Here is a 15692-nt window from a genome sequence, read left to right as displayed (position 1 = left end):
CGTTTTATGGTTCAAAACTTAAAGCGTAGCAGTTGACGATGACGGCTCCTGTTTAAAAAGGCGCAACAGCGTCTCAACCTGCTCGTCCAGCGGGCTGAGGGAGCGTTTAACGATGAGGTGCAGCGGCGTGGCGCGTCGAACGCCGTGGCTGAGGGGCAGGATTTTGAGGATGCCCTGCTGGAGCGGGGTCTGAATGCGTTCTTCCGGTAACCAGCCATATCCAACCTGATACATCACTGCTTCGATCGCGGCATCGATGGTGGAGAATGTCCACGACTCCCCGGTGGGGCGAACGGTGGGCTGGCTGTCTGCGATCTGAATGCGCGGCCACGGTCGAAGCATCTCGTCGTTAAGCGGTGTATCCAGCGCAAACAGCGGGTGCGCGTGATGCGCGACGGCAACAAAATCGATATTCATCAGCCATTCGCCCAGGCCGGTAATGTCCTGGCGGCGGGTTAAGACCATCACGTCGGCCTCATCATTGAGCGCATCTGCGCGGCTGTTTTCCAGCACCTCGGTAAGCCGCACCTGCGTTTGCGGGTACAGCTGCTGAAACTGGCGCAAAATCGCGAACAGCCGGCTGCGCGGAAAAATACTGTCTACCATCAGGTCGATACGGGTTCGCATCCCGCTGCGCAGGGTCGCAGCGCGCGTTTCAACATAGGCGAAGGCTTTCAGCAGCGGTTTAACCTGGTTCAGCAACAGCTCACCAGCCGGGGTCAGCACGGCACGGCGTCCCTCTGTCATCAGGAGCGCTACGCCCAGCCGCTCCTGCAAAAGCGACAGGTTATAGCTGACCGAGGACTGGCTGCGATGGGTCTCTTCCGCCGCCTTAGCGAAGCTGCCAGCCTCGATGACTCTTTCCAGCAAGGCCCACTGTTCGAGCGTCGTCTTGTGCATGATTAATCTAAATTTTGGATGAATTTGATTCAAACATAGCGTTATTCATTCATTTTTTGAAGGGGTACGATCGTCTCATCAAAACAAAGGAGACATCTTATGAGCACCTTCGATAAACATGATTTAAGCGGCTTCGTCGGCAAACATCTGGTATATACCTACGACAATGGCTGGAACTACGAAATTTACGTTAAAAACGAGAACACGCTCGACTACCGTATTCACAGTGGTCTGGTGGGCAATCGTTGGGTGAAAGATCAGCAGGCCTACATTGTCCGCGTCGGGGAAAGCATCTATAAAATTTCCTGGACGGAGCCAACCGGTACCGACGTGAGCCTGATTGTGAACCTGGGCGACCGCCTGTTCCACGGCACCATCTTCTTCCCACGCTGGGTCATGAATAATCCGGAAAAAACCGTCTGCTTCCAGAACGATCACATTCCGCTGATGAACAGCTACCGTGATGCCGGGCCAGCGTATCCAACCGAAGTGATTGATGAATTTGCGACGATTACTTTTGTACGCGACTGCGGTGCGAATGACGATAGCGTTATTGCGTGTGCTGCCAGCGAGTTGCCAAAAAACTTTCCAGATAATTTAAAATAAGCTTAGCAACGCGTTAAATGCACAACGGCCATTTCGGTTTTAACCGGAATGGCCGTTTTTTATGCCGCAGAAATACCGGAGTAAGTCACCGATTCCGCCGTTAAGGTGAAAGGCGTAGGAGTACAGACCGCCAGGCTCAGCGAGCCGAAGCGCAGCTGGCTGACCGGGAGCGACTGGGCGGTGCTGTCAATGCTGACAATCTGCCACGCGCTGCCGCCACGCTGTTTGACGATCGCCTCTTTGCGCGTCCAGATGCGCCAGAATGCGGAAAGCTGTTCTTCCGGCGCTTCACGCTCCAGCTCGTCATGCTCGGTGAGGCTGAAAACGGCATTCGCCAGCGCCTGCCAGTTCTCCCGCGGGCGGATCACTTCGATATCGCAGCCAACCTCGCCTTCATCGCTTATCAGCATGGCAATATCGTCCCCGCTGTGGCTCAGGTTAAACCACAGCGGATGGCCGTTAGCGAAGGCCGGTTTTCCCTGCTCGCCGTAGATTATCTCGGGAAGCGGTGAGGGGGATAAAGTTCTGGCGAGCAGCGTCCGGCCTGCAAGCCAGGAAGCGTATCGCGCACCCTGAGGTGCCATGTCTGCGAGCGTTGACGCCAGCGGGTCCGCGCTAAGGGTGGAGATCTTTCCCAGTACAAACTGGTACATAGTTACGCCCAGCGTTTAATGATTATCGAGGTATTAATGCCGCCAAAGGCAAAGTTATTGCTCTGAATAAATTCGCAATCAATCGGGCGGGTTTCCCCCATAATATAATCTAAAGCGCCGCATTGCTCATCCGGTTGTCTTAAATTGAGCGTCGGCGTGAACCAGCCCTCCCGCATCATATGCAGACTCAGCAAGGCTTCCAGCGCGCCGCAGGCACCCAGGGTATGGCCGAAATAGCTCTTTAAGGATGAGATGGGCACGCTGTCGCCGAAAATAGCGGCGGTCGCCTGACTCTCGGCGATATCCCCGCGATCGGTTGCCGTGCCGTGGGCAGAAATGTAGCCAATGTCCTGAGGGCTAAGACCCGCCATCGCCAGCGACTGTTCCATACACACCTGCATGGTTTCACGCTGGGGCTGGGTGATGTGCGCCGCATCGCAGTTGGTGGCAAAGCCCACGATCTCACCATAGATTGTCGCCCCGCGTGCTCTGGCGTGATCCAGCGCTTCCAGCACCAGCGTGCCCGCCCCTTCGCCAATCACCAGGCCATCGCGCTGAACGTCAAACGGCGACGGCGTGGTTTTGGGCGCGTCGTTACGCTGGCTGGTGGCAAACAGGGTATCGAAAACCGCCGCTTCCGACGGGCACAGCTCTTCCGCGCCGCCTGCCACCATCACGGTCTGGTAGCCGTGACGAATCGCTTCCCAGGCGTAGCCAATCGCCTGGCTGCCAGAGGTACAGGCGCTTGAGGTGGGGATCACCCGTCCGCGCAGGCCAAAGAACAGTCCGGTATTCACCGCCGTGGTGTGCGGCATCATCTGCACGTAGGTGGTGCCGGTGATGTTGTGGGTGTGCTTTTCGGTGAGCATGGAGGCAAACTCGCTGACCGGTCCGGTGCTGCCCGTCGACGAGCCGTAGGCGATGCCGGTCTGACCGTTGGTCAGTACCGCGTCGTCGATCAGGCCCGCCTGCTCCAGCGCCAGCTCGGTGGCGCGGGTTGAGAGCAGCGACACGCGGCCCATGGCGCGAATGCGCTTACGGGTATAGTGAGCGGGCAGAGTGAAATCTTCAATCGGCGCGGCGAGCAGGGTTTGCAGGCCGTCATACGCCTGCCACTCCGTCATGGTACGTACCGCATTTTCATACTCGCGCAGACGGCGCGAGATGGTCGGCCAGTCCTCGCCGAATGCGGTGATGCCGCCCATGCCCGTAATCACTACCCGGCGGGTCATAGCATGCCTCCGTTGATCGATATCACCTGTCGCGTCACATAGCCTGCTTTATCCGACATCAGGTAGCTCGCCAGCCCGGCGACCTCCTCGGCCTGGCCCATACGCTGCATCGGGATCATCGACATCGCCGCGTTCAGCGCGGCTTCATCCATCTCGATCATACCGGTATCAATCAGCCCCGGCGCGATGCAGTTGACGGTGATTTTGCGTTTTGCCAGCTCGGTGGCGAGCGCTTTGGTGGCGCCGATGATCCCGGCTTTCGCCGCGCTGTAGTTCACCTGCCCACGGTTGCCCATAATGCCTGACACCGACGACAGGGTGATGATCCGCCCGCCCTTGCGGGTGCCGATCATCGGCATAATGCAGGGATGAATGACGTTATAAAAACTGTCGAGATTGGTGTGGATCACGCTGTCCCAGTCATCGTCGCTGAGCGCCGGAAATGCGCCGTCGCGGGTAATACCGGCGTTACTGACCACGCCATACCACGCGCCGTGGTCAGCGATCGCCTGTTCCAGCACCGTACGGCACTGCTCGCGGTTGCCCACGTCAAAGGTGAGTAAACGGCCCGCGCCGCCTGCCTGGACAATCGCCTCCAGCGTCTCCTGCGCGCCCGCTTCATCACGATGGTAATGCACGCCGACGGTGAAACCGTCCGCCGCAAGCTGAAGGGCGATAGCGCGGCCAATGCCTTTGCTGGCGCCGGTGACCAGTACGGATCTCATTATGGTGTTCCCTGGTTGAAAAGTGTGGTTAATTCTTCCTCGCTCGGCTGGAAGGTGTTCACGCGGCCCGTGGCGAGGGAGACATTGTCCGCATGAATGGTGCACTCGAAGCTGCCAAAGCGCTCATCCTGCATCAGACGTTCGATGGTGATGGTCAGCGTGCAGCCTGCGGCAAAATGCCCTGCGTCGCACACCAGCTCGCGCGCGCCCAGCACCATACCCAGCGCACAGTGCGGCAGCCCTTTTTGCATCCGGTGCCATTCAGACCAGACGCCCACGGTCTGAGCCATCAGCTCCAGCGCAAACCAGCCGGGCAGGTTGCCGCCTGCGTCCAGAAACGGCGCTAAAACGCCCCGTTCGTTCACCGTCACGTTGCAAATGGCGCGGTCATCGGTGACGCTTTCCACGCTCTCAAGCAGCAGCATCGGCGTGTCGTGAGGAAGATAATCCCCGGGTGGTAAGTAGCGCATCATACTCTCCCCAGCAGAAGGCTGGCGTTGTTGCCGCCAAACGCGAAGGAGTTTGACAGGATCACCGCTTTTTTCAGCGGTGCGCTCTGGTGCAGTAGGCCGAAGGCGGGCAGGATGTCGTCCGGCGCGTAGCGGGAAAAATCCTGCGGCGGCAGCGGCAGGTCTCGGGTCAGGATCAGCCAGCTCAGGGCGGCCTCGGTTATCCCGGCGGCACCCAGCGTGTGGCCGGTAAGATGTTTCGTGGAGCTGCACGGCACGCGGTCGCCAAAGAGATCGTGGATCACCTGCGCCTCAATGCGATCGTTCAGCGGCGTGGCGGTGCCGTGCAGGTTGATATAACCGACGTCCGCCGCCGTCATGCCCGCCTCGTTCAGCGCCTGGGTGATGGCGCGGATCGCCCCTTCGCCCTGCGGATGTGGGGCGGAAATATGGTACGCATCGCTGGATTCCCCCGCGCCCAGGAGCGCAATCTCGCCCGGCTCGCGGGTCAGTACCATCAATGCTGCCGCTTCGCCAATGGTGATCCCCCGACGGTTGCGGCCAAACGGTTCGCACAGGGTCGGGGAGAAGGATTCCAGGCTGTTGAAGCCGTTGACCGGCATGCGGCTCAGGCTGTCGGCCCCGCCGACGATGGCGACGTCCACCAGACCGGCGTCGATCAGGCGACGGCCGCTGATGATCGCCCGTGCGCTGGAGGAGCAGGCGGTCGAGATGGTATACGCCGGGCCGTCCAGCGCAAGCCAGCTGGCGAGAAAGCGCGACGGATCGCCCAGCTCCTGCTGCGGATATTGCCACTGCGGACTGCGCTCGCCGTTCTGCGCGCGGCGCACGTACTCATCACCCTCGTCCAGTCCGGAGGTGCTGGTGCCCAGCACCACCGCCACGCGGTCGCGCCCCACGCGCGCAATGGCCGCATCGACGGCGGGCCGGATTTGCGCCAGCGCTGCCAGCAGCAGCTGGTTGTTGCGACTTCGATGCGCAGAAAAAGACCCGGGAACAGGGGGAAGATCACCCTCCACCCCGCCCAGCACGGCCTCGGGTAAGCCCTGTAGCCAGCCCGCACGCTGGCGCATCCAGGGGGCCACACCAGCGATCAGGTTCGCCGCTATTTCATCAGCCGAGTTGCCGAGCGCGTTGACCATGCCAACGGCAGAAAGGTAAATCATCTCAGTCACCCAGATATTGAATGGTGATGTGGTAGTGAAAAGCGTGCTGCACAATGCTAATCGGTTCGCGTCTGCCGTTACGGTTCAGGTAGGCAATTTCCGTGACCAGTTTGCCATCGGGGTTGCGCAGTTCGCGTCTGGTGTCAGTATCGTTCAGCGTCCAGCCTTTCGGCAACTGCGGCTGCCAGGCGCTGAGCGGCCAGTGGCTGAGCATCACGTCGGCCAGCACCTGGCTGGCGGGCGGCAACTGCGGCATCACAACCGACTGCTCGGTGTGGATCCCGGTGTCGTCGTAGGTGGCGAGGAACAGGCGGATCCCGACGGAGGAGAGGCCGGCAAGCGTCACTTTATCGCCATCGGCGTTCAGCATCACCAGCAGCGACTGGGTCTGGCCTTTAAAACTGCCGGTAAGCAACTGCTGCGCGCGGATGGCAGGCGTGATGCCCGGCGGTGGCAGCGTGACGCGGGTACCGGGCTGTAGCCAGGCCTGAGGACGCGCGTCATCGTGGTTCGTCGTATGGCTACACCCCGCCAGCAACAGGGTCATCATCACTGCCGCCAGGCGAATGAAACGGGTCATGGTAAGTTCTCTTTGTTAGTCGGCATCGCCAGCGGGGCGAGCAGGAACGCGGTGAAGATACCGCTCACCAGCACAATGCCAAAGCTGCTGATGGCCTGAGTGGTGGTGAACACCAGCATTCCCAGCGTCAGCAGGGTGGTCATCATGGCGAGGGTAATCGCCAGCATGGAGGTCAGCGGCGTGCCGCGCGGGTTGCTGAAAAACAGCGTGTAGTTGATGCCAATGCCGAGGACCAGCACCAGCGCCAGCAGGGAAAACAGGTTCACCGGATGGCCCGTCACGGCCAGCGCCGCCAGCCCGCCGCCCAGCGACAGCACGGACGGCACCAGCGCCACCAGCCCTTTTCGCCAGCCGAGGCGCACCACCGCGCCGCAGGCAATCACCGCCAGCGCCACGCCCAGCAGTCCCGTCAGCAGCGCGCGGTAGAGTGCAAACAGGCTGTCGAAGCTGGCCTTACGGTCAACCCAGACGACTCCGGGATGGCGGGCGGCCAGCTCACCGAGCGCAGCGCTGTTTCTGACGCCATCGACCGGGACCAGCACACCGCTTTTGCCGTTCGGCAGCGTCAGCCACAGCAAACGCCAGCCCTCGCTGGCCGGGCTGGCGAGCCACGCCTCCACGCTGACAGGCATGGCGTTCAGATTCGGGGCGACGGCATTCAGCCCCGTGCTTTGCAGCATTTTCGTCACCGTCGGCGCGGCGTTACGCAGAAGTTGTAGATCGCTGTTCTGCCGCGCCAGCGAGTTCAGCGGCAGGGTGCGCCAGCGGGTTAATTCTCCGGCTTTTTGCGCCTGCGCCAGCGCCGGGGTAAACGCCTCCAGCCGCTCCAGCGTTTCCTGAGCCGACGCGCCATACACCACGAACCACTTCTGATCGACATTTTGCCCGGTCAGGGCGGTGATGGTTTTTTCCTGCGCCAGAATGTCCTGCGGCAGCGCCTGAAGCCGGGCGATATCGTCATCCACCCGCAGGCTGGCGATCCCGATGGCGGAGAGCAGCGCCAGTGCTACCGGCAGCCCGACGGAGAGGGTTTTGCTGTCGCGCCAGGCGTTCAGCCAGCGCTGCATCATCCCTCTCAGGGGGATCGGGCGAACCGGCATGCCACGGCACAACCACGGGTGCCAGAAAATTACCGTCAGGCACGAGGCGCTCAGCCCTGCGGCGGCGAACACCGCCATCTGACGAATGCCGGGGAAGGGGGCCAGCATCATGAAGAGATACGCCACGACGGTGGTCAGCAGCGCCAGCAGCAGCGCGTTACGCACTTTTGCCAGGCTTTGCCAGGGCGAGTGTTCCGCGCCGTGCACCATCCGCTCCGTGAGGTAGTAAATCGTATAGTCCGCCGAGATGCCGATGATGCTCATGCTCATCACCAGCGTCATCAGGTGCAGCTCACCGAACAGCAGGAGCGTCACGACCGTCCCCGCCAGCGCGCCGATGGCAATGGAGAGCAGGCTCAGCAGCAGCGGACGTACGGAGCGAAACACCGACACAATCAGCAGGATCACCCCGAGCACCGTGGCGACGCCAAGCGTGGAAATATCTTTTTTAGCCTGCTGGCTGGCGTAATCGCTGTAGAACACTGTCCCGCGCGACAGCAGCTGCGCCTGTGGATACTGGCTTTTCAGCGTCTGCTGCATCGCGTTGAGGGTGGTCACCAGCTGGTGGGTTTGCTGCATGTCAAACGACGAGCCTGCCAGCTCGCCGTGCAGCAGATACCAGTAGTTCCCGGCCGCATCTTTTGTCACCAGCCAGCCGTCCATCAGCTGCATCTTCTGGCTGTTCTTCGCCAGCGCGAGCTGCGCGCCGCGCATCAGCATCAGCGGATCGTTTTGCAGCTCCTTGCCGCTCACGCCGGAAAAGGCGGAGTAAAGCTGGGACAGGATCCACTGAGCCTGCGCTTCACCGCCGTTTTGCAGGCGGGCGCGGGTGGCCGGATCGACCAGGCCATTGCGGTGCTGCCAGAAGAAATCTCCCCAGGCCTGTTGCCCGGCGGCGTCCAGCGGGCCTTTTACCTCGCTGAGCGCCTGGCTGCGTTGCAGCAGGGTTAACCACTGCTGCGCCACGCGCGGGTCCGGCTGTTTACCGGGGCTGACCAGCCAGATGAGCTGGCGGTCGAGGCGCTGCATAAATCCGTCGTTGAGGGCGGGAGGGATCGCGCCGAGCGTCTGTTTCGGCAGCATGGCGAGCACGCTGCTGTTCAGCCGCGCGCCGGGCAGCAGCGACAGCAGCACGCCCAGCAGGATCAGGCATACCGCGGCCCACAGCAGCGCCGGGCGCAGGGCGTTACGGTGCGGCAAAGCGCTGGCGTTCTGCATCGGTCAGGCGGGCGGGCGTCAGTTGGTGGCGGGAGAGGGCGATATCCGTCGTGTCGCCTTGCTTATCGTTCAGGCGAATGGATTCCAGATAGATCGCGCCCTTCAAATCAAGGGTGGAGAAAATCTTGTCCAGCGGCGTGGTAACGGGCGTCAGCACCAGCGACCAGCGGCCTTCGCCCAGGTCTTTGAAATCGATGCGGAAGTTCTCTTCCAGCACCTTGCGGTCGGCCTGGAACAGCGCCCGCAGCAGATGGTTGAACTGGAACATCTGCGGGTTAGTGTCGGCGGTAATGGTCTGCGGCGGCTGACCGTTGACGATTTGCACCATCCGTTTGTCATCCAGCAGCAGCGTCATCGGGAACGGCGCTTTTTGATCCCACAGCAGGCCATTGTCACGGGCGATCAGCATCTCCCCCTGCGAGCGCAGGGGCTGAGGCATGTCCTTGATCGTGCGGATCTGTTCGAAGTGTGCGCGCACCACCGGTTGCTCCGCAAACCGCTGTTGCAGTTCATCCAGCGTGACCGCGTTCACCAGCGGGCTTACCAGCAGCGCGAGTAGCGTTATCCACTTCATGGCGCGATCCCCATGCGTTCGAACAGAATGGCCGGGCTGACAAAGCACATCTCCCGGCTTGCTTCCTCCACGGCCACCTGAATGGTGTAGCCGGTGGTGGTGCGTTTCCCGGTTTGCGCGTCGAAGATTTGATAGGCGATGCGCAGACGGTTTTCAACCTCTTCAATGTGGGCGCGGACGCGAATGCGTTGCTCGAAGGTCACCGCGTCGCGGTATTTCACCCGGGTATCCACCACCGGCCAGACGTAGCCGGACGCTTTCATCTGGCGATAGCCGTAATCAAACTGGTTGAGCAGCGCTTCGCGGGCAATCTCAAAATAGCGGAAATAGTTGCCGTGCCACACCACGCCCATCATATCGACGTCGTGGAACGGAACGGTGATTTCAACTTCAGCCGTAAAGCGGGGATCGGTCAGCACCCTTTACTCCTTCTCGTTGACCTCTGGCAGCTGCCAGAAATCGAAAAAATTAAACCAGTCGAGCGGCGACAAGAGCGCGTAATGCTCCAGCCGCTGCGCATAGCGATCGACGGTCTGCTGTAGCGCCTGCTGGCGTTCGCCGCGCGGCAGCAGCAGCGGGTCGGCAAACGGCTCGCAGTGCAGGGTCAGCTTTCCCTGCTGGCAGAGGGCAAAAATCAGCACCACCGGGCAGCGCAATAGGGACGCCAGAATAAACGGCCCCTGCGGGAACGGCGCGGGCTGGCCCATAAATTCGCTCCATATCACCCGCCAGCTGCCGCCGCGCTGCGGGGTGACGGCGATGCGATCGCCCACGATCGCCACCCATTCGCCGCGATCCAGCTTCTCTTTAATGAGGATGGCGGTCTCCGGGCCAATGTCGGTGACCGGCATCAGGTGAATGCCCGCCTGCGGCGCCATCTCCTCCATCACCTGTTTAAAACGCTGAGCATTGTCGCTAAAGACCAGCGCGTTGATGGTTTTCGCCCCTTCGCGCTGGGCCAGCGCCCGGCAGGCTTCCACATCGCCAAGATGCGACGCGAGCAGCAGTTTGCCCTGAGGATCGTCAAGACCCAGCGCTTCCTGCGCGCCTGGCGCAAAGACCAGATCGCGATGAAGCTTCATTTCGCCGCGCCAGCTGGCCACTTTGTTCAGCATGGCATGACCGAAGCGCAGGAAGTGGGAAAAACTGTTAAGCCGTGCGGGTTGCGGCATTTGCCGCTGTGCCATCACCGTTTTAACCCGCGTCAGCCACTGCTGCGACGCCTGACGCGCAGCGCGGGCGGTCAGCCAGTAGACGGCCGTAACCGGCCACAGCAGGATGGTAAACGCCTTTCGCCCCAGCAACTGCCAGACGCGCAGCATCAGGCGCATGCCCCATAATCCTTTCACCTCCTGCTGCTGCGCCCAGTGCTGCGAGCGGCGACGCATCAGCAGGGAAGGAATGCGCGGCAGCATGCCGAGAAACAGACGGGTATGCATCAACGAGATGCGCACGTTGTCTTTCAGGGCATCGAAATGGGATACCCCGTCCGGCGGATAGGTCACGCGGGTGGGCAGAAAATAGCTGGTGTTGCCCTGCCAGTAGAGGCGCACCATCACTTCAGTATCAAAATCCATCCGCCTGCCAAGCGGCGTGCCCGCCGCCAGGCGCATTACCGGCGCTATCGGGTAAACGCGAAACCCGCACATGCTGTCTTTCAGTTGCAGGGAGAGGGTTTCAATCCAGACCCAGACGTGCGTTATCCAGCGCCCGTACAGGCGCGAACGGGGGATCGAGTCATCATAAACGGGCTGACCGGAAATGAGCGCATCGGGATGGCGTTCGGCCAGCGCCAGCAGTTTGGGGATGTCTTCAATAGCGTGCTGGCCGTCAGCGTCCACCTGAACGGCGTGGGTGAAGCCGCGATCGGCACAGGCTTTCAGCCCCTGCATCACCGCCGCGCCTTTGCCGCTGTTTTCGGCGAGGCGCAGCAGCGTGACCTGCGGACGATCCGCCGCCAGCGCTTCAAGCGTGCGGCGCGTGGTTTCATCGCTGCCGTCGTCCACCACCAGACAGGGCAGATCGAAAGGCGCCAGGCGCGCCAGCACCGAAGCCATCATCGCCCCGTGGTTGTAGCACGGGATCAGCACGCAGGGACGGAAGGTTACTGACATAAGCGAATCTTCCCGCTGCTGGCGGTGTGGCGCTCGTTACCCGCATGGCGCTGGTAGCTAAAGGTCAGCATCTGGCGTTCGGGCTGCCAGGCAAGGAGCAGCGTGACCGTGTTCTCCGGCAACAGCGGGGCGGCGAACTTCACGTTCTGAATACTGTGAAAACGGTAGCCCGGCGCCAGCGCGGCAGCGTAATGCATCACCCGGTCGAGCTGGGCCACGCCCGGCAGCAGCGGCTGTACGGCGAAATGTCCCTTAAACCAGAGCAGGTCAGGATCAAGATAAAGGATTATCTCCAGATACCCGGGGCCAGGCTCGCGTCGTTCGATTTCAGGGATTTTCATGAAACAACTCCTGTAGCTGCGCAGTTACGCGCTTGTTCATGCTGTTGACCGGAATTTCATCAACGATCCGCCAGTAGCGCGGTACGGCAACCGGTTCAAGCCAGGGGCGAAGGGCGCGACGCCAGGCGAGCTCCTGCGCTTTTTTGCTCTGTTCGTGTTGCTGACGCACCGCTTCATTCAGCACCAGCAATACGCCAATACCCTGGCGCCCGCCGCGCGTCACCGTCAGCGCGGCGGCTTCGCGGATGCCGTCCAGCGCCAGCAGGCGGCGCTCAATGTCATCGAGCGAAATGCGCTTATCTTCAATTTTGACCACCCGACCGCGGCGCCCGACGAGGCTGAACTGCCCGTCAGCCGTGAAGTGCAGGATATCATCCAGCAGGACCCCCTCCGCCTCGGGGATCAGCGGCGACGTCACGCGATCGCCGTGAAACGTCACGCCGGGGAAAGGCTGCCAGCGGATGCTTTCCTCCTGACGGTAGCGCCAGGCCATAACCCCCGTTTCTGTGCTGCCATATATTTCATCCGGCCAGACGTTGAGCCAGGCCTGAACCGCGGCGACCTCCTGCCAGGGCAGCGCGCCGCCAGCGGAGAAGAGCAGGTTGACGGGGGGCGGCGTCAGCGACGCGTCCAGCCGCTTGAGAAACGCCGGACTGCTGATGAAAAGATAGCGTTTATCGTCGGGAAGGGCAGAGAGCTGCTCGGCATAGTTGAGCAGGCTGGCGTGCAGCGGCAGGCCGAGCGCCATGGGTAAGACGACACGAAACGTCAGGCCATACAGGTGGTGCAGCACCACGGAAGCGACGACGTGACAGCCTGCCAGACGCTCGCCAAAATGTTCCGCCAGCAGACGAGCCTCACGATCCAGGCTGACCACCGGCTTACTCACCCGCTGCGGCGTGCCGGTCGAGCCGGAGGTGTAAAGCTCGATCGTGCGCATCTCATCGATGGCAGGCAGCGGTGAAAAGGGATGGTCTGCCCGCTGAGCGGAAGCCACCCGCAGCTGTCGCCCCTGAAAATCGAGCGTGGTGTCGCTCAGGACGCCGCTGAACAGCGCCCGCTGTTCGTTAAGCTGCGCCGCCCGGCTGTGCCCGGGGAGGACCGGCGTTTTACCCGCATGCAGCGTCGCCAGCAGCGCGACAATAAACAGATAGCCGTTTTCGATGCACAGCGCCCAGCGCTCGCCTTCTTCATCATGCAGCGTGTCGACCAGCTGAGTGACGTCGTGGCGCAGATCGCCAAGCGTCCAGAGATGGTTGTCCTGCCAGGCGACAGGGGTGTCGTCAGGGCGGGGGGCACTGAGCCACTGGCTAAGCGGGAGAGGGTTAAGCATCGTTTTTCATCACCCGTTGTCGCACCAGCCACTCGCCGGCCATCAGCGTGCCCATCAGGAGATAGGCAATCATCCCGTTCCACAGCGTCCACAGACGGATATCGGCGTGTAATACGGTAAACAGCGCGATCGCCCCGTTAATAATAAAAAAGCCGCACCAGACCTGGGTAACCCGGCGCGTGTAACGTACCCCGACAGGGGAGAGGTCCGGTTCACGCAGGCGCGCCAGCCGTTCAACGACAGGCATTGCCGTCCACAGCGAACCACCAAACACCACCAGCATCACCAGATTCACCACCACCGGATAAAACAGCACCCACTGGTGCGCGTGCAGGACGTAGCTCGCCGCGCAAAGCGCTATGCCAGCCAGCGCCACGCTCACGAAAAGATAACGCAGGGGACCGCCCTGCCGACGGGCCTGGCAGACGCGTAACAGCAGCACCAGCGCCATCACGGGCAGTATCCCGTGCAGGCTATTATTTGCCAGCCCAAAGCCGATCAAAAACGGCCATGCCAGCAGCATCAGCCCCGTCAGGGCGGGAAGAACTGGAATCGAACGCACGTTACGCGTCGCGCTGAAGCTGTTCCACAACGTCCACGACGTCCTGCACCGTGCGCACCGCTTTGAAGGTTTCGGGCTTGATTTTATGGCCCGTCTTCTTTTGCAGGTGCACTACCATATCGACGGCATCAATGCTGTCGAGATCCAGATCCTCGTAAAGCCGTGCCTCAGGGGTAATATCCTCCGGGGCGACTTCAAACAGCGTAATAAGAAGCGCAGAGACTTCCTGATAAATCGTTTGTTGTTCTGTCATAGCGGTCATTCTCAGGCGCGTTGTTGATGAATAAAAGCCGCGAGCGTGGCAACGGAATAGAAGTGCTGACGCATCTCGTCACTTTCGGCAGAAAGCACTACGCCGTACTGATTTTTTACCGCCAGCCCCAGCTCAAGGGCGTCGATTGAGTCCAGACCGAGGCCGTCGCCAAAGAGCGCGGCGTCTGTATCAATATCCTCTGGGGTAAGTTCTTCCAGATTCAGCGTAGAGATAATGAGATTCTTAATTTCAAGATAGAGCGCTTGCATCTTTCGTTCCTGACAAAGATTGAAGACCGGTTGTTAACTGATGCTGCATATGCCGGTTTAACTGCCTTGCTGCCAGCGCGGGTTCGTGCTGACTCGCATCATAAAAATCATGAATGTTGATGCGTTCGCGAACATCCACGGTGAAAACAGGTTTGTTGGGGGGCACGTTATACCAGTTGCTCTGTTTATCCAGCATCCGTTCGCTACAGTGGATCACCACCACGCGCACGGCGCTGTTGCAGCGAACGGCGATATTCGCCGCCCCACGCTGCAGGGTCATGGCTTCTCCCACCCGGGTGCGGGTGCCTTCGGGGAAGATAAGCAGGGTGTCGCCCTGGGCCAGACGCTGCTGGCTTGCGGCAAGCAGCGTGTCGGCTTCGCTGTTAATCAGATAGTCAGCCGCGCGGATCACGCCGCTGACGAACGGGTTACGCAGCAACGCGCTTTTCACCAGACAGTCGGTTTCGTTCATCACCGACGCCAGCAGAACGTAGTCCAGCAGCGAGGGATGGTTCGCAATCACCAGACAGCCCCGCTCGGCGCGCAAAACGTCCAGGTTGTTGAAACGGTAATCCAGTACCCCTACACCGCGTACCACCGCGAGGAACAGGCGGAAACTGGCAGAAATAGTGCGGCGTGCCAGGCGGCGACGTTGGGTGCGGTCACGCTGGAAAATCAGCAGCAGGTTAAACCACACCAGCGACAGCGTCAGCCCGCCGAGGCCGAACAGGGCGAAGCACAATCCGGTCATCAGCATGCGCCATACCCGATCGAGGCGGGAACGTAACCCTCTCATTGGCGCGTCCATTGCCACAGCAGGCGCTCGCCCGGCAGGGTAAACTGGCGCTCGTCCCGCAGGTAATGGCGCAGGAACTGCAGGCTTTGCGGCAGCGAGGGCTCTTCAGGCCTGCGATTGGCGTGCGTTTCACAGCTGAGCGTATTTCCGGCCTCAATTACCAGCGCCAGCGCGTAGGGCCAGACGGGCATCTGCGGCGGCAGCCCGGCGTGATAAAACTCCGGCAGCAGACCGTCGAAATCTACCAATAACACGCGTGAGTAGCCCGCATGCAGCAGGCTCAGCACCTCGCATAAGCTCTGCTGGAAGGTATCCATACCGGCGGAAACCGACGAAGAGACAACAGGCTGACGCGCGGCGATAGTGAGATTGCCGACCGCCGAGTTGTGTACCGACATGGCAAAATCGGTGGGGGAAACGGGCTGATCTGCCGCCAGGGCCTGGAGAATACGAAAATTGCGTTCCAGCTCCCCGTGACGGCTGCTGTAGACGACGGCGTCGATGCGGTGTTTGCGCAGCATCATCAGGCCAAGATCAACGGCCAGCTTGCTGCCTGAATTCAGGCGGCGGGCGGTCATCATCGGCAGATCGGTCAGTTTCGCCAGCGGTGCATCAGGATCGATGGCGTCAGACCGGCGTGACCATGCCTGCCATTCGTCGGCATCGCTGAGTCCTGGCGCTCTTGCCTGCCAGTCGATAAGGGTAAGTGTAAATTTCATCTACGCGCGTCCGCGATAAACCTGTTTCTGTGACTTTTTCTTCGCCAGCGCGATTTGCTGCGCACATCGTACAATGTTGTC

At 61.0% G+C, this 15692-nt stretch carries 19 protein-coding genes; 1 reads left to right on the top strand and 18 read right to left on the bottom strand.

All coding sequences use genetic code 11. The features are described 5' to 3' along the window. Window positions 1-18: 18 nt before the first annotated feature. Window positions 19-900 (bottom strand): LysR family transcriptional regulator, encoded by an 882-nt coding sequence (locus tag ACQG11_RS07810; protein WP_023298821.1) that lies wholly within the window; start codon window positions 898-900, stop codon window positions 19-21. A gap of 99 nt (window positions 901-999) precedes the next feature. On the opposite strand from ACQG11_RS07810, the gene ACQG11_RS07805 reads away from it, so the two are divergent. Beyond that, on the top strand, window positions 1000-1506 hold the full coding sequence (locus ACQG11_RS07805; protein ID WP_022649694.1) for a phenolic acid decarboxylase: 507 nt from the start codon (window positions 1000-1002) through the stop codon (window positions 1504-1506). 59 nt (window positions 1507-1565) lie between these two features. Here ACQG11_RS07805 and acpT read toward each other — a convergent pair whose 3' ends face one another. Genes acpT through ACQG11_RS07720 form a run of 17 tightly spaced genes read right to left on the bottom strand, consistent with a single transcriptional unit; the run spans window position 1566 to window position 15611 of the window. Continuing rightward, window positions 1566-2159: a 4'-phosphopantetheinyl transferase AcpT gene (gene acpT, locus ACQG11_RS07800; protein ID WP_022649693.1), complete on the bottom strand. Its 594-nt coding sequence runs from the start codon at window positions 2157-2159 to the stop codon at window positions 1566-1568. Window positions 2160-2161: 2 nt separating this feature from the next. Beyond that, window positions 2162-3391 carry a beta-ketoacyl-ACP synthase gene (locus tag ACQG11_RS07795; RefSeq protein ID WP_023298820.1) on the bottom strand — a complete coding sequence of 410 codons (1230 nt, stop codon included), beginning with the start codon at window positions 3389-3391 and terminating at the stop codon, window positions 2162-2164. After that, on the bottom strand, window positions 3388-4119 hold the full coding sequence (locus ACQG11_RS07790; protein WP_032626847.1) for a 3-ketoacyl-ACP reductase FabG2: 732 nt from the start codon (window positions 4117-4119) through the stop codon (window positions 3388-3390). The genes ACQG11_RS07795 and ACQG11_RS07790 overlap by 4 nt, the downstream gene beginning before the upstream one ends. After that, the gene (locus ACQG11_RS07785) at window positions 4116-4586 is read right to left on the bottom strand and encodes a 3-hydroxy-fatty acyl-ACP dehydratase (RefSeq protein ID WP_192935579.1); all 471 of its coding nucleotides are present in this window, start codon (window positions 4584-4586) and stop codon (window positions 4116-4118) included. Before ACQG11_RS07785 ends, ACQG11_RS07790 begins: the two co-directional genes overlap by 4 nt. Next, entirely contained in the window at window positions 4586-5752 is a 1167-nt protein-coding gene (locus ACQG11_RS07780; RefSeq protein ID WP_426728289.1) for a beta-ketoacyl-[acyl-carrier-protein] synthase family protein, read from the bottom strand. Before ACQG11_RS07780 ends, ACQG11_RS07785 begins: the two co-directional genes overlap by 1 nt. A gap of 1 nt (window position 5753) precedes the next feature. Further along, entirely contained in the window at window positions 5754-6332 is a 579-nt protein-coding gene (locus tag ACQG11_RS07775) for a DUF3261 domain-containing protein (protein WP_199159664.1), read from the bottom strand. Then, entirely contained in the window at window positions 6329-8650 is a 2322-nt protein-coding gene (locus tag ACQG11_RS07770; protein WP_426728288.1) for an MMPL family transporter, read from the bottom strand. The genes ACQG11_RS07775 and ACQG11_RS07770 overlap by 4 nt, the downstream gene beginning before the upstream one ends. Beyond that, window positions 8619-9224, bottom strand: coding sequence for an outer membrane lipoprotein carrier protein LolA (locus ACQG11_RS07765; protein WP_108367959.1), 606 nt, complete (start codon window positions 9222-9224; stop codon window positions 8619-8621). The genes ACQG11_RS07770 and ACQG11_RS07765 overlap by 32 nt, the downstream gene beginning before the upstream one ends. Continuing rightward, window positions 9221-9643, bottom strand: a complete 423-nt coding sequence (locus ACQG11_RS07760; RefSeq protein WP_006812302.1) for an acyl-CoA thioesterase — start codon at window positions 9641-9643, stop codon at window positions 9221-9223. The genes ACQG11_RS07765 and ACQG11_RS07760 overlap by 4 nt, the downstream gene beginning before the upstream one ends. Window positions 9644-9646: 3 nt before the next feature. After that, window positions 9647-11338, bottom strand: a complete 1692-nt coding sequence (locus ACQG11_RS07755) for a glycosyltransferase family 2 protein (RefSeq protein WP_038416876.1) — start codon at window positions 11336-11338, stop codon at window positions 9647-9649. After that, window positions 11329-11679 carry a hydroxymyristoyl-ACP dehydratase gene (locus tag ACQG11_RS07750; protein WP_426728287.1) on the bottom strand — a complete coding sequence of 117 codons (351 nt, stop codon included), beginning with the start codon at window positions 11677-11679 and terminating at the stop codon, window positions 11329-11331. The genes ACQG11_RS07755 and ACQG11_RS07750 overlap by 10 nt, the downstream gene beginning before the upstream one ends. After that, on the bottom strand, window positions 11666-13012 hold the full coding sequence (locus ACQG11_RS07745; RefSeq protein ID WP_426728286.1) for an AMP-binding protein: 1347 nt from the start codon (window positions 13010-13012) through the stop codon (window positions 11666-11668). The genes ACQG11_RS07750 and ACQG11_RS07745 overlap by 14 nt, the downstream gene beginning before the upstream one ends. Further along, complete coding sequence (locus tag ACQG11_RS07740; protein ID WP_045622193.1) at window positions 13005-13604, bottom strand: hypothetical protein; 600 nt, start codon at window positions 13602-13604, stop codon at window positions 13005-13007. Before ACQG11_RS07740 ends, ACQG11_RS07745 begins: the two co-directional genes overlap by 8 nt. Beyond that, a complete protein-coding gene (locus tag ACQG11_RS07735; protein ID WP_022649680.1) occupies window positions 13576-13827 on the bottom strand; it encodes an acyl carrier protein in 252 nt (83 codons plus the stop codon). The genes ACQG11_RS07740 and ACQG11_RS07735 overlap by 29 nt, the downstream gene beginning before the upstream one ends. Before the next feature lie 11 nt (window positions 13828-13838). Further along, window positions 13839-14096, bottom strand: a complete 258-nt coding sequence (locus tag ACQG11_RS07730; RefSeq protein WP_003861263.1) for a phosphopantetheine-binding protein — start codon at window positions 14094-14096, stop codon at window positions 13839-13841. Continuing rightward, window positions 14077-14892 carry a lysophospholipid acyltransferase family protein gene (locus ACQG11_RS07725; RefSeq protein ID WP_038416873.1) on the bottom strand — a complete coding sequence of 272 codons (816 nt, stop codon included), beginning with the start codon at window positions 14890-14892 and terminating at the stop codon, window positions 14077-14079. The genes ACQG11_RS07730 and ACQG11_RS07725 overlap by 20 nt, the downstream gene beginning before the upstream one ends. After that, on the bottom strand, window positions 14889-15611 hold the full coding sequence (locus ACQG11_RS07720) for a beta-ketoacyl synthase chain length factor (RefSeq protein WP_022649678.1): 723 nt from the start codon (window positions 15609-15611) through the stop codon (window positions 14889-14891). Before ACQG11_RS07720 ends, ACQG11_RS07725 begins: the two co-directional genes overlap by 4 nt. Between the last annotated feature and the right edge of the window lie 81 nt (window positions 15612-15692).

It is taken from the genome of Enterobacter cloacae complex sp. 372C4 (genome assembly GCF_050030615.1).
GTDB classification, from domain to species: Bacteria; Pseudomonadota; Gammaproteobacteria; order Enterobacterales; family Enterobacteriaceae; genus Enterobacter; species Enterobacter intestinihominis.
This window is presented reverse-complemented; position numbering and strand designations above follow the sequence as displayed.